The 12,442-nt window shown below is 72.1% G+C and carries 14 protein-coding genes and 3 pseudogenes; 8 read left to right on the top strand and 9 right to left on the bottom strand.

Translation table 11 applies throughout. The annotated features are described in order from the left end of the window. Positions 1-4: 4 nt before the first annotated feature. On the bottom strand, positions 5-424 hold the full coding sequence (locus tag NRK68_RS04705) for an arsenate reductase ArsC (RefSeq protein ID WP_183068094.1): 420 nt from the start codon (positions 422-424) through the stop codon (positions 5-7). A gap of 368 nt (positions 425-792) precedes the next feature. Here NRK68_RS04705 and NRK68_RS04700 point away from each other — a divergent pair, with 368 nt between their 5' ends. The 5 genes and pseudogenes from NRK68_RS04700 (at position 793) to NRK68_RS04680 (ending at position 4,028) form a co-directional block, all read left to right on the top strand. Beyond that, on the top strand, positions 793-1,107 hold the full coding sequence (locus NRK68_RS04700) for an ArsR/SmtB family transcription factor (protein ID WP_183068093.1): 315 nt from the start codon (positions 793-795) through the stop codon (positions 1,105-1,107). Between the two features lie 49 nt (positions 1,108-1,156). Next, entirely contained in the window at positions 1,157-1,939 is a 783-nt protein-coding gene (locus NRK68_RS04695) for an aquaporin (RefSeq protein WP_257855072.1), read from the top strand. After that, complete coding sequence (locus NRK68_RS04690) at positions 1,936-2,997, top strand: ArsO family NAD(P)H-dependent flavin-containing monooxygenase (RefSeq protein WP_257855071.1); 1,062 nt, start codon at positions 1,936-1,938, stop codon at positions 2,995-2,997. The genes NRK68_RS04695 and NRK68_RS04690 overlap by 4 nt, the downstream gene beginning before the upstream one ends. A 51-nt stretch (positions 2,998-3,048) precedes the next feature. Then, positions 3,049-3,174 (top strand): annotated as a pseudogene (locus NRK68_RS04685) (helix-turn-helix domain-containing protein); the annotation flags it as partial. 62 nt (positions 3,175-3,236) lie between these two features. Next, a complete protein-coding gene (locus NRK68_RS04680) occupies positions 3,237-4,028 on the top strand; it encodes a sulfite exporter TauE/SafE family protein (protein ID WP_257855069.1) in 792 nt (263 codons plus the stop codon). Here NRK68_RS04680 and NRK68_RS04675 read toward each other — a convergent pair. Genes NRK68_RS04675 through NRK68_RS36720 form a run of 4 tightly spaced genes read right to left on the bottom strand, consistent with a single transcriptional unit; the run spans position 4,021 to position 5,985 of the window. Further along, the gene (locus NRK68_RS04675) at positions 4,021-4,521 is read right to left on the bottom strand and encodes a GNAT family N-acetyltransferase (RefSeq protein ID WP_183068088.1); all 501 of its coding nucleotides are present in this window, start codon (positions 4,519-4,521) and stop codon (positions 4,021-4,023) included. The genes NRK68_RS04680 and NRK68_RS04675 overlap by 8 nt on opposite strands. After that, positions 4,518-4,886 carry an ArsR/SmtB family transcription factor gene (locus tag NRK68_RS04670; RefSeq protein WP_042802299.1) on the bottom strand — a complete coding sequence of 123 codons (369 nt, stop codon included), beginning with the start codon at positions 4,884-4,886 and terminating at the stop codon, positions 4,518-4,520. The genes NRK68_RS04675 and NRK68_RS04670 overlap by 4 nt, the downstream gene beginning before the upstream one ends. 41 nt (positions 4,887-4,927) lie before the next feature. After that, on the bottom strand, positions 4,928-5,722 hold the full coding sequence (locus NRK68_RS04665; RefSeq protein ID WP_373024392.1) for a flavin-containing monooxygenase: 795 nt from the start codon (positions 5,720-5,722) through the stop codon (positions 4,928-4,930). Continuing rightward, complete coding sequence (locus tag NRK68_RS36720; protein ID WP_308296056.1) at positions 5,689-5,985, bottom strand: FAD-dependent oxidoreductase; 297 nt, start codon at positions 5,983-5,985, stop codon at positions 5,689-5,691. Before NRK68_RS36720 ends, NRK68_RS04665 begins: the two co-directional genes overlap by 34 nt. Before the next feature lie 368 nt (positions 5,986-6,353). On the opposite strand from NRK68_RS36720, the gene NRK68_RS04660 reads away from it, so the two are divergent. Together NRK68_RS04660 and NRK68_RS04655 are read left to right on the top strand one after the other, a co-directional pair. After that, positions 6,354-7,718 (top strand): NAD(P)-binding domain-containing protein, encoded by a 1,365-nt coding sequence (locus tag NRK68_RS04660; RefSeq protein ID WP_257855067.1) that lies wholly within the window; start codon positions 6,354-6,356, stop codon positions 7,716-7,718. Between the two features lies 1 nt (position 7,719). Next, positions 7,720-8,976, top strand: a complete 1,257-nt coding sequence (locus NRK68_RS04655; RefSeq protein WP_183068085.1) for an MFS transporter — start codon at positions 7,720-7,722, stop codon at positions 8,974-8,976. 167 nt (positions 8,977-9,143) lie between these two features. Here the strand turns inward: NRK68_RS04655 and NRK68_RS04650 are convergent, their stop codons facing one another. The 3 genes and pseudogenes from NRK68_RS04650 to NRK68_RS04640 form a co-directional block, all read right to left on the bottom strand. Then, the gene (locus NRK68_RS04650) at positions 9,144-9,542 is read right to left on the bottom strand and encodes a DUF6233 domain-containing protein (RefSeq protein ID WP_257857767.1); all 399 of its coding nucleotides are present in this window, start codon (positions 9,540-9,542) and stop codon (positions 9,144-9,146) included. A gap of 24 nt (positions 9,543-9,566) precedes the next feature. Then, positions 9,567-9,872 (bottom strand): annotated as a pseudogene (locus NRK68_RS04645) (MFS transporter); the annotation flags it as partial. An 80-nt stretch (positions 9,873-9,952) separates the two neighbouring features. Next, positions 9,953-10,884, bottom strand: a pseudogene (locus tag NRK68_RS04640) (IS5 family transposase). Positions 10,885-11,408: 524 nt separating this feature from the next. On the opposite strand from NRK68_RS04640, the gene NRK68_RS04635 reads away from it, so the two are divergent. Next, positions 11,409-11,618 carry a hypothetical protein gene (locus NRK68_RS04635; RefSeq protein WP_257855066.1) on the top strand — a complete coding sequence of 70 codons (210 nt, stop codon included), beginning with the start codon at positions 11,409-11,411 and terminating at the stop codon, positions 11,616-11,618. A gap of 41 nt (positions 11,619-11,659) precedes the next feature. Here the strand turns inward: NRK68_RS04635 and NRK68_RS04630 are convergent, their stop codons facing one another. After that, the gene (locus NRK68_RS04630) at positions 11,660-12,157 is read right to left on the bottom strand and encodes a DUF5994 family protein (RefSeq protein WP_257855065.1); all 498 of its coding nucleotides are present in this window, start codon (positions 12,155-12,157) and stop codon (positions 11,660-11,662) included. Positions 12,158-12,442 lie beyond the last annotated feature (285 nt).

The following is a 12,442-nucleotide window of genomic DNA, read 5'->3' as shown; positions in this document are numbered from 1 at the left end:
TGCCTCAGGCCTTCGACTTGGCGTCGATCTCGGCGATCAGGCCCTCGATGAGGCCCTTGATCTCGTCGCGGATGGGGCGGACGGCCTCGACGCCCTGGCCGGCCGGGTCCTCGAGCTGCCAGTCGAGGTAGGTCTTGCCGGGAAAGTACGGGCAGGCGTCGCCGCAGCCCATGGTGATGATGTAGTCGGAGGCCTGAGCGGCCTCGGGGGTGAGGACCTTCGGCTTCTGGTCGGAGATGTCGATGCCCAGCTCGGCCATGGCGGCGACCGCGGAGGGGTTGATCTGCTCGCCGGGCATGGAGCCGGCGGAGCGGACCTCGACGCGGTCGCCGGCGAGGTGGCGCAGGAACCCGGCCGCCATCTGGGAACGGCCCGCGTTGTGGATGCAGACGAACAGGACGGAGGCGGCAGGAGCGGAGGGCATGTTCTTCCTTGGGGTGAGGCGACTGCGGTGGGGATGTGTGGGGCTTCAGGGGGCGAGCTGGGTGCGGAGCTCGGTGATGCGGGCGTCGATGGCGTCGCGGATGTCGCGGACGACGGCGATCGGCGTTCCGTCGCCACCTCGTCGGCGGGCTCGGTGCCCGCGGAGGAGATCGTCACCCTCTCGCCTGCCCGGCGGGCCAGGAGGGCGGCGGCCGTCTGGGATCGGTGGCGAGACGGGCGGCCCCGGCGGCCAGGCGTTCGTCCGGCGGGAGGGGCGAGGAAGGCGATGGCATGGCGTTCCCGTTCAGAGGAGCCAATGGGATCAGCTCAGGCTGGTGTCAGCTCCAACTGATGTGACAGTATCAGCCCATGATGACGTCAGTCGACACTGATCTGATCCGGGTTCTGGCCGACCCGCTCAGGCTCCAGATCGTGACCCTCCTCGCCCGCGAGACGCTTTGCACCACCCACCTCGTGGAGGAGACGGGTGCCAAGCAGACGAACCTCTCCAACCACCTGAAGGTGCTGCGCGAGGCCGGGGTCGTGGATACGGAGCCATGCGGGAGGTACATCTACTACCGCCTGCGCCCGGAAGTCGTCGAAGCCCTCGCCGGTCAGTTCGCCGACCTCGCCCAGACCGCGCGAGCCACCGCCGAAGCGAACCTCAAGCGGTCCTGCCCATAGGCCCTCCCGGCCTTGTCCGCCTGCCTCACCTGCCCGAGGAGAACCTGCCGTGACCGCCACCGAGCCCGCCGCGAGCGACGCCATAGTTGCCGACATGGTGCCGCAGCCCGCGCCCGGCGCGACCCCGCCCCGTACCCCGCTGATCGCCCGCGCGGCCGCCGAGCTGGTCGGCACCGCCGCCCTGGTCGCGGTCGTGGTCGGCTCCGGCATCCAGGCCACCGAGCTCACCGACGACGTCGCCCTCCAACTGCTGGCCAACTCCACCGCCACCGTCTTCGGCCTCGGCGTCCTGATCACCCTCCTCGGCCCGGTCTCCGGCGCCCACTTCAACCCCGCCGTCACCCTGGCCGAGTGGTGGACCGCCCGCCGCGGCGGCGCCGGCGTCACCGCCCGCGAACTCGCCGTCTACGTACCCGCGCAGATCGCCGGCGCCATCGCAGGCGCGATCCTGGCGGACGCGATGTTCGGCGAGCCGCTGGTGAAGTGGTCCACCCACGACCGCTCCGCCGGCAACCTCCTGCTCGGCGAGGTCGTCGCCACCGCGGGCCTGATCCTGCTGATCTTCGGCCTGGCGAAGTCGGACCGGCTGCGCTTCGCGCCGGTGGCCGTTGCCTCGTACATCGGCGCCGCGTACTGGTTCACCTCCTCCACCTCCTTCGCCAACCCCGCCGTCACGATCGGCCGTGCCTTCACGGACACCTTCGCGGGCATCGCCCCGGCTTCGGTCGCCGGCTTCATCGCCATGCAGCTGATCGGCGCGGTCGTGGGCCTGGCCCTGGTGGCGGTCATCTTCATGCGCGGCAAGACCGAACTGGACCAGCCCGCCGCATGACGCAGCGCACGGATGTGGTGGTGATCGGCGGCGGCCAGTCCGGGCTCGCCGCCGGCTACCACCTGCGCCGCCTGGGCATCGAGCACGTCATCCTCGACGCCCGGACGGCGCCCGGCGGAGCCTGGCAGCACGCCTGGGACTCCCTGCGCCTGTTCTCCCCGGCGCAGTACTCGTCCCTGCCCGGGCGGCTCATGCCGGTCCAGCCCGGCCAGACCTACCCCGACGCGCAACATGTCGTCGACTACCTCGCCGACTACGAGAAGCGGTACGACCTGCCCGTGCAGCGCGGGGTGCGGGTGGAAGCGGTCCACCGCGACGGCGCCTTCCTGCGCGTCGCGACGGCCAGCGGCGACTGGCGGGCCCGCGCGGTCGTCAGCGCCACCGGCACCTGGACCCGCCCCTTCCTCCCGGCAGTCCCCGGCCGCCGCGAGTACACCGGCCGCCGGCTCCACACCGTCCAGTACCAGAGCCCCGCACAGTTCGTAGGACAGCGGGTAGTCGTCGTAGGAGGCGGTAACTCCGGCGCCCAGATCGCTGCCGACCTCGCCCACGCCGGAATCGGCCTGACCTGGGTCACCCGGCGGCCGCCCCGCTACCTGGCCGACGCCATCGACGGCCGCGCCCTCTTCGACCACGCCACCGCCCGGCGCCGCGCCCTCGACGAGGGCCGCACCGACACCGGCGGCGTCGCCTCCCTCGGCGACATCGTCGCCGTGCCGCCCGTCCGCGCTGCCCGCGACGCCGGACTCCTGACCGCGAAGCCGATGTTCAGCCGACTCACCACCACCGGCGTGGAGGGGTTTGACGGTACTGCCGCGGAAGTCGACGCGATCATCTGGTGCACCGGCTTCCGCCCCGCACTCGCCCACCTCGCGGCCCTGCGCCTGCGCGGCACCCGTGGGCATATCGCCACCACCGGCACCCGGGCCGTGGACGAACCGCGCCTGCACCTCCTCGGCTACGGCGACTGGACCGGCCCGGCCTCCGCCACCCTCATCGGGGTGGGCCGCCCGGCGCGCGACGCCGCCCGCGAAATCGCCGAACTCCTCCGCGCCTGAGCTGGTTTCGGCCCGGACGAGCGTGTGGCGGGGCCCCCTTAGGGTGAGCGCATGGAGACCTACACCATCGGCCAGGCGGCCGACCTGCTCGGCGTGAGCACCGACACTGCGCGCCGATGGGCGGACGCCGACCGGTTCCCCACCCGGCGCGAAGGCAGGGGACGCATGGCCGACGGGCCCGGCGTACGGGTCACCGCGCGGGTGAGGTCCACCAGCCCCATCGACCGAGGCTGACGCACGTGGACTGGGGGGCGGGGCTGGCGGGTTTTGCCGCGGGCCTGTGGATAGCCGTCGTCACCGCGCCGGTGGGCGTCTCGGGCGCGGTGTTCCTGCTGCCGGTGCAGCTGAGCGTGTTCGCCGTGCCCAGCCCGGCGGTCACCCCGACCAATCTCCTCTACAACGTCGTCGCCGGCCCCGGCGCGCTCCTGCGCTACCGCCGAAGCGGCGCGCTGCACGGCCCGCTCGTACGCCGCCTGGTGCTCGGCACTCTGCCCGGGGTCGTCATCGGCGCGGTCATCCGCGTGTTCGCCATCCCCGGCCCGGCCGTCTTCAAGGCCTTGGTGGCCGTCTTCCTGCTGCCTCTGGGCCTGTGGCTGATCACCCGCACGCTCCTGCCGCCGCGGCGGCCGAGGAGGTCCGGCGAGGCCGGGCCGCCGCCGCGCGCGGTGACCGGCCTCGCCGTGATCGTGGGCATCGTGGGCGGGATCTACGGCATCGGCGGCGGCTCGCTCCTCGGGCCGGTACTCGTCGGCCGCGGCATGCCGGTGGCGAAGGTCGCGCCCGCGGCCCTGGCCGCGACCTTCGCCACCTCCGTGGTCGGCGCCGCCACGTACGCGCTGCTCGCGCTGGGCGGATCCGGCAGCATCGCGCCCCACTGGTTCCTCGGTCTGGCCTGCGGCCTGGGCGGCCTCATCGGCGGTTACCTCGGCGCCCGCCTCCAGCCCTACCTCCCGGACAAGGCGCTGCGCCTGCTCCTGGGCATGCTGGCCGTCGGCGTCGGGGCCCTCTACGCGGCCGAGACGGTCAGCTGATCTGCGGGCTGCGGCGCTCCAGCAGCACTACATCACGCCACACCCCGAGGTGTCGGCCGATGCGCTCACGGGTGCCGATCACCCGGAATCCCGCCCGCGCGTGGACAGCGAGGCTGGCGGTGTTCTCGGGGAAGATCCCGGACTGGATCGTCCAGATCCCCGCCGCCTCGGTCGACTCCACCAGGGCCGCCAGGAGGCGCCCGGCGACACCACGGCCGCGGGCGTCGGGGTGGACGTAGACGGAGTGCTCGACCACGCCCGCGTACGCACACCGGTCGGAGACCGCGCTCGCCGCGACCCAGCCCAGCACCCGGCCGCCGTCGTCGTCGAGGGCGACGAAGCGGTGGCCGGGGAGCCTGGCCTTGTCGAACGCGGCCCACTCCGGGGCCTGCGTCTCGAAGGTCGCGTTGCCCTCGTCGATCCCCGCCTGGTAGATGGCCAGCACCTGCTCGGCGTGCTGGGGCAGCAGCGTCTTGACCCGCACGCCGGTCACGCGGCCTTCGCGGCGCCGGCCAGCAGCGCGCCCATGGCGGCGAGCACGGACGGCTCGACCCGGTAGTACACCCACGTGCCGCGCCGCTCGGAGGACAGCAGTCCGGCTTCCTTGAGCTTCTTGAGGTGGTGGGAGACGGTGGGCTGGGAGACGCCGACGTCGGAGATGTCGCACACGCAGGCCTCGCCGCCCTCGTGGGAGGCGACGGCGGAGAACAGGCGCAGGCGGACGGGGTCGCCGAGGGCCTTGAACATCTTCGCCGCGACCTCTGCCTCGTCCGCTGACATGGGGCGCTCGTTCAGCGGGGGGCAGCAGGGCGCGACGGCCTCGGGCTCCAGGAGCGGCAGTACCTTCGCATTCGACATACGTCTATGTTGACACACGTCGAACTAGAGTGGCAGGGGTCTCACGCGCGGGCCAGGTGGCCGGCCAGGCGGCGGGCCGCCCGCTCGGCGTCCCGGCCGACGCCTCGCAGGGAGTTCGAGGACAGGCTGCGCTGCCACTCCAGACCGACGAAGGCCAGGCCCGGGTGTGCGGAGGAGGCGCCGTCCCGGTGCCGGGGCCGGCCGGAGGCGTCGAGGGCGCCGCCGAGACCGGCCAGGTAGGGCAGGTCCGGGCGATAGCCGGTGGCCAGGATCAGCGCATCCACCCTCTCGGTGGCGCCGTTCGCCCAGATGACCCTGTCTCCGTCCAGGCGCTGGAACATCGGACGCCGGTCGGGGCTGCCGGCCGCCAGGGCGGCGCGGTAGCGGCCGTCGTCCAGAACCGGCTGGCCGGGCGGCATCCGCAGCAGGCGCCCCAGCGGTGCGGTGTCGAGCCCGGTGCGGGTCAGCCAGAAGTGCAGATTCCTCCCCAGCAGGCGCTGGCGGGCGAACTTCACAGGCGCCCGCGTGGCCAGCGTGGTCCGGCTTTCGCGGGCGAGTTCGGCGGCTATCTGCACCGCGGAGTTTCCCGCCCCGACCACCACGACCCGCTGACCGGCGAACGCGGCCGGGCTGCGGTAGCCGGCCGCGTGCAGGACCTGCCCGCCGAAGGTCTCCAGGCCCGGCAGGCCGGGGTGGTGGGGGCGGCCGAAGCTGCCCGAGGCCGCGACCACCGCCCGCGCCGCCAGTCGCCCGCCACCCTCCAGCTCGACGGTGAACCCGCCGCCGTCGGCCCGGACCGCGGTCACGCGCTGCCCGGTGCCGATGTCGGTCTGCAGGCGGTCGGCGTAGGTGTCAGGTAGGCGACGACTTCGTCCCGGCGCGGGTAGCGGTCGGGATCCCCACCGAACGGCACGCCGGGCAGTGCGCTGAACCGGGCCGGGGAGAAGAGGGTCAGGCTGTCGTAGTAGTGCGGCCACGAGCCTGCGGCCTGATGCGACGCCTCCAGTACCAATGGCTTCAGCCCTGCCCTGACCAGTGCATGTGCGGCTGCCAGCCCCGACTGCCCGCCCCCGATGACGGCGACTTCCACGTGCTCCACGGCGACCTCCAAGAAATAGATGAACGTCTATGTTGACGTCTATCGATACAGGTGCCATGCTGATCGCGCAAGCCATCGACAAACTTCGAAACACCAAGGAGTCGTCATGAACGAGTCGGTCAACCCCAGCCCGAACCACGCCGGGACTGCGGCTTCCTGCTGTAGCGCGGCCCCGGCCGCACCCGCTGCGGAGGTGGCTCCCGCCGCTTCCTCAACGTGCTGCGGCACCAGCGAGGGCGCGGAAGCCGCCGGAGCCTGCTGCGACCCCCAGTCCAAGCGCGAGGCCGTCGCTACCGGTGCCGGCTGCTGCTGACCACCTGAAGTCCCCGCCCACCCCGCCTGCCTGTACGAAGAACCGGAGACCTGTCATGAGCGAGAACACCACCGAGCTGCCCGTCGTCGTCATCGGGGCCGGCCCCGCCGGACTCGCGGCCGCCGCCCACCTCGTCGGCCGCGGCCTGGAACCCCTCGTCCTGGAAGCCGGACCCGTCGCCGGATCCGCCGTCCGCGAATGGGCCCACGTGCGGCTGTTCTCCCGATGGGGCGAGGTCGTCGACCCGGCCGCCGAGAAGCTCCTCGCCCCCACCGGCTGGGTCAAGCCCGCCGAGGACACCTACCCCTCCGGCGGGGACTGGGCCGACCTCTACCTCCAGCCGCTGGCCGACGTGCTCGGGGAGCAGGTCCGCTACGGAGCGCGCGTCACCGGCGTCTCCCGCACCGGCCGCGACCGCATCGTCGACGCCGACCGCGAGGCCCAGCCCTTCGTCGTCCACTACGAGAGCGCCGACGGTCGCGAGCAGCGGGTCCTGGCCCGCGCCGTCATCGACGCCTCCGGTACCTGGTCCACCCCCAGCCCCGCCGGCGGCAGCGGCCTCGCCGCGCTCGGGGAGAAGGCCGCCGCCGACCGGATCAGCTACCGCGTCCCGGACCTGAAGGACCCCGCCGTCCGAGGCCGGTACGCGGGCAAGCGCACCGCGGTCATCGGCTCGGGCGCCTCCGCCTTCACCGCCCTCGCCTACCTCGCCGACCTCGCCAAGTCCGAGGACGGCACCGGCACCCACGCCACCTGGATCCTGCGCCGGGGTATCTCGGGCTCGACCTTCGGCGGCGGCGAGGCCGACCAGCTGCCCGCCCGCGGCGCCCTGGGCCTGGCGGCGAAGGCGGCGGTCGACGGCGGGTACGCGGACGCGGTCACCGGCTTCCGTACCGACGCCTTCGAGCGTGACGGTGACGGCCGCGCGGTCCTCGTCGGGGAGGACGGCCGTCGGCTGGACGCGGTGGACGAGATCATCGTCCTGACCGGCTTCCGCCCCGACCTGTCCTTCCTGGACGAGCTGCGCCTCGGCCTCGACGAGCGCCTCCAGGCGCCGGTCGAGCTGGCGCCGCTGATCGACCCGAACCAGCACTCGTGCGGCACCGTCTACCCGCACGGCGTGAACGAGCTGTCCCACCCGGAGAGGGACGTCTACCTCGTCGGCATGAAGTCCTACGGCCGCGCCCCGACCTTCCTCGCCATGACCGGCTACGAGCAGGTCCGCTCCATCGCCGCCCACCTCGCCGGCGACCGGGACGCCGCCGAGCGCGTCGAACTCACCCTCCCCGAGACCGGCGTGTGCGGCGGCGCGGGCCTCTTCGACGAGCCCGCAGCCGCGGAGGAGACCGGTGGCGGCTGCTGCGCGGCCCCCGCCACCCTCACCGTCGGCGCCGCTCCCGCACCCTCCGGCGGCTGCTGAGGTGAGCGGCCTGCAAAGCGGCGTGGCCGCGGCCGGGACGGGGGTCCGGTCGCGGCCACGCGCCGTCCTGCCCGCCTTCTGCCTCACCCAGATCACCAGCTGGGGCATCGTCTACTACGCCTTCCCGGTCCTCAATCCCTCCATCACCGCGGACACAGGCTGGAGTGCGGGCGCGACCACCGCGGCGTTCTCCGCCGCCCTCGTCGTCTCCGCCGTCGCCGGGATCTACGTCGGCCGTGTCCTGGACCACCGCGGCCCCCGCCTGGTCATGACCGCAGGCTCCCTCCTCGGCTCCCTGAGCCTGCTGGTCATCGCAGCGGCCCCCAACCTGGCCGTCTTCCATGCCGGATGGCTGCTCGCCGGAGCGGCCATGGCGGCCATCTTCTACCAGCCCGCCTTCGCCGCCCTCACCCGCTGGTGGGCCCCCGACCACGTCCGCGCCCTCACCGTCGTCACCCTCGCAGGCGGCCTCGCCTCCACCGTCTTCGCACCCCTGACCGCGATACTCGCCGACCACATGTCCTGGCGCGCCACCTACATGGTCCTCGCCGGGATCCTCGCGGTGCTGACCGTCCCGGCGCACGCCTTCGCCCTGCGGGCCCCCTGGCCGCCGGCTCCTCCGAGCCCGCCGCACGTCAGCGGCGGACACGAGCAGGTCGTGCGCAGCAGGGCGTTCTGGATGCTGGCCGTCACCTTCACCTTGTCCGCGTTCGCGATGTACGCGGTCGTCATCAGCCTTGTCCCGCTCCTGCTCGAACGCGGCTACACCACCACCCAAGCGGCATGGGCCCTCGGCCTCGGCGGCGCGGGCCAAACGCTCGGACGGACCCTGTACGCGACGCTCGCCCGCTGCCTGGATGTCACCGCCCGCACCGTCGTCCTGATCGCGCTCGGCGCCCTCACCACCGCTGCCCTCGCCGCCGTTGCGGGCCCCTACGCCCTCCTGGTCGCCGTGTCCGTCCTGGCCGGGGTGATCCGAGGAAACCTCACCCTCCTCCAGGCCACAGCCGTCACCGACCGCTGGGGCACCACCCACTACGGCCGCCTCTCCGGACTCCTCGCCGCACCCGCCCACGCCGCGGCAGCCCTCGCTCCCTTCGCCGGCGCCCTCCTGGCCGGACCCCTCGGCGGATACCCCGCGCTCTTCGCCCTGCTCGCCGCGCTGGCGGTCACCGCTGCTGTCACGGCCCTCGGAGCCCGCGCGCATCACCCGCTGCGATCGCTCAGAACAGACCGAGCTTCTTCGGGGAGTAGCTGACCAGCAGGTTCTTGGTCTGCTGGTGGTACAGCACCTGCACCCGCCCTGACCAGTGAAAACGATGGTACGGACGACTCTTTGGAGGGCGCTGGTCCGGAAATGGTCCGGATCTTGGCGCGCGTGGAGCTCAGGAGGGCAGGCTTCGCGCGCAGAGCTGGGAGGCCCCCTCAGGGCTCGCCGCCACCGTTCAACGCCACAGCCCTGAACAACCACAACATCACGGCCTGAGGCCTGGGGCGGTGTAGACGTCGCCGCCCGGGACGCCGAGGCGTGGACAGGGCTGCACCCGACAGGCATTGTCCTGTGGTCAGTCGCTGGGGGTGGGGCACGTCGTCGTCCTGGCCGTGCGTGAGGATCGGCATCTGCGCCTCGGCGGCGTCGCACACGGTGCAGGCCGTGGCCGTCGTGCTGGGCCGCGCGAGCACGTCGAGTGCCTGCATGGTGCCCAGCGGATGCGCGCGGTCGGTGGCGCTGGGGCAGCCCTCGGCCTGGACGGTGGTCGGCTGTCCGTGGGTGCGGTCGTCGAGCAGCCACGCCCCACCGGGTCGGCGCCGCGGTACGGGCACGGGGGTGTGCCGGGACGCGGCCGAGTACGTCGTCGCGACACCGCCGATGAGCGGCCCGACCGCGATCGCCACGGCCCCCGCCGCCGCGACCAGCCCGTAGGCGGCGGGGCGGCGTTCCGCGATGAGTTGCCGGCCTTGCCGCCGGGAATCATGAACATCGCCATCACGAGGGTATAGGCGGTGATCGCACCCTGGATACCCGACACGGTCGTGCCCACGTCCTCGGCCACCGTCGCGATCGAGACGTTCATGACCGAGCTCGGCCGAGAGCGTCAGCAGGACGATCCGCGCTGTTGTAGAACTTTCGGCAGTACCTGTCCTTGACGGCATGGCGGGGGCGTCCCAGCCCACCCGGAGCGCGGATCCGCGACCCGTCACGCAGATCAACCGATTAGGACTTGTCCGGTCGATCATGTGCGGAGCCAGATGGCGAGGGCTGCGGCGGTCGCGGTTCCGAGGAAGACGTAGCCGCGCTTGTCGTAGCGGGTGGCCACGGCTCTGGCGTGTTTGAGCCGGTTGATCGCCCGTTCGACGGTGTTGCGTTTCTTGTAGCGCTCTTCGTCGAAGCCGGGTGGCCGTCCGCCGCGTGAGCCTTTGCGTAGGCGGGCGGCCTGGCTGTCGGTCTTCTCCGGGATCGTGTGCCGGATGCCCCGGCGCCGCAGATATTCGCGGCACGGGCCGTTGCTGTAGGCCTTGTCCGCCGCGAGGCTGTCCGGCTTCTTCCGGGGCCTGCCCGGACCGGTCCGCGGGACGCGGATCTTCTCCAGCACGGGCGTGAACTGTGTGCAGTCCGCCCGCTGTCCGGGTGTGACGATCAGGGACAGCGGGCGGCAGCGGCCGTCCGCGCTCAGGTGGAGCTTGGTGGTGAACCCGCCGCGCGAGCGGCCCAGGCCCTCACCTCCTGCACCACCTCCACCAGGCGGGCGACGAGGCTCTGCCACGGCGTTTCGCCCTGGTGTTCTGCCGCTGCTTCCCCCTTTGAGGCGGGCGCCGGCGGTGGTTCGGTGCGGGCCCCGGCGGCGTGCTGATGTGCCCGCACGATGGTGGAGTCGACCGAGATGTCCCAGTCGATCTCCCCGGCCGCGTCGGCCTCGGCCTGGACCTGCTGGAGCAGGCGTTCCCAGGTTCCGTCGGCCGACCACAGGCGGTGGCGTTCGTAGACCGTCTTCCACGGGCCGAACCGTTCGGGCAGGTCACGCCACTGAACCCCGGTCCGCACCCGGTGCAGGATCCCGTCGATCACCTGCCGGTGATCCCGCCACCTGCCGCAACGCCTGTTACTGACCGGCAGGAACGGCCGCAGCCGTTCCCACTCGGCATCACTCAGATCTCCCCGCCCCATGTCCACATCAACGACACGACGGCGAAGTAGTCACATGATCGACCGGACACCCCCTAGCGGACTGCGCTACTCCATGCGGAACGAGTCCGATGCCCAGGCTTCCCGGAAGGCCGGGCCACAACGTGCCGGCAGGCGGTAATCAGCGGCCATTCGCGCAGGTCAGAAACCACACACGGGCCCAGGTGCCGAGTAGTTCCCAGGCTTGTAGCGTGGGTTAGATTTTCGTCATCCGTTTCCATGACAAAGCCCCAGGCCACAGGCCTGGGCCCTTCGTTGTCCAGAACTTTCTGGGCTCTCATGCCATGCGCGTGCCACAAGTTTTCTCGCGGGGAGTCGGGTTGAGCCCCGGGGCTACTCGATGTCGGGTGACTGCCGTCAGTCGCCCTTCCTGGTGGGGCCGACGGGCGGGCTGGGGCGTCATCCGTGTGCGTCGCTGCGCGGTCGACATGATGCAGGCCGTCGCGGTGCGTGTCAGCGTGATCGGAGAGCAATCCGTACCCCACGCATCGAGAGGAGTCGCCGTCATGGACGGTAGGCAGGAGAAGCGTCAGGAGCCGGGCAAGGGGAGCGAGGCGCAGGAACACCGTCGCCCCGGAGATCCCGCGCAGCCCCAGCCCGGCCGGTCGTCCCGCGAGAAGGGCGAGAAGGGACACAAGCCCGTTCAGAAGGAGGCCTCGCGCCGCCGCGAGGACGATCTTCTGCGCGAGGAGGACCTGCACGACGAGGGGCTCTGATCGGCGCACCACTAGACCACTCGGCCGCTGAGGGTTCGGGGTCAGCCCGCCGCGTCGGCGGCGCCGTTCTCAGGTACGGGTGTGGTGGCGATGAGGATCTGAGTGGCCTGCGTGATGTTGTCGGCGCGGACGGCGCGGGCCATCGCCTCGTGGGCGGCGTCGGCGGTGGTGTCCGGGGGGACCACCAGCAGGGCGAAGTGGTCGTTGTGGCCGCGAGTGACGAGGACGGTGTCGTCGCCGACGGGGTCGGCGTCGAGGTGCACGACCTGGCCGTCGATGACCAGACGGGTCGGGATGTCCCGCCAGGCGGAGGTGTCCAGGCCGACCCGCGTGATGGGCCCGAGGTGCGCGGTCAGTGCCGTGATCAGTGCGGGCAGCTCGATCGTGACGTCCCTGGAGCGCGGCCACCAGGCGCCGTCCAAGAGCCCTTGGCGGGACCGCGTGGTCTCCAGCCGCAGCAGGGCGGCGCCCGGCTCGACCGCTTGGTGGATCGCGTCCGGGAGGAGCTTCAAAGGGGCGGGCTTGTCGGATTCGGCCATGGTGATTCCGCCTGTCTCGCGGTGCGACGGCACCCCGTTCGACGGCCCGCAGTGGCGTCGAAAAGGCTGTTGAGCTGGGAACGCTCCTTCGTTTCACGGTACTCCGGCCACCCTCGCGGTGCGGTGAGGGCAACCGACTGCGCCGCTCTCGCCGTCTGCGCCGGAAAATACCTGGTCAGAAGCGGCTTTCTGGATCGCGAACCGGAGTACGGTGAAGAGACCGGGAGTATTACGCACACCCGCTCCCACGCGGACGTCGTTTCCGGCGATCACTGCACCGGGCCG

Source organism: Streptomyces yangpuensis (genome assembly GCF_024666385.1).
Taxonomy (GTDB): Bacteria; Actinomycetota; Actinomycetes; order Streptomycetales; family Streptomycetaceae; genus Streptomyces; species Streptomyces yangpuensis.
Note: the sequence above shows the minus strand (reverse complement) of the source record. Positions and strands in the feature narration are given on the sequence as shown.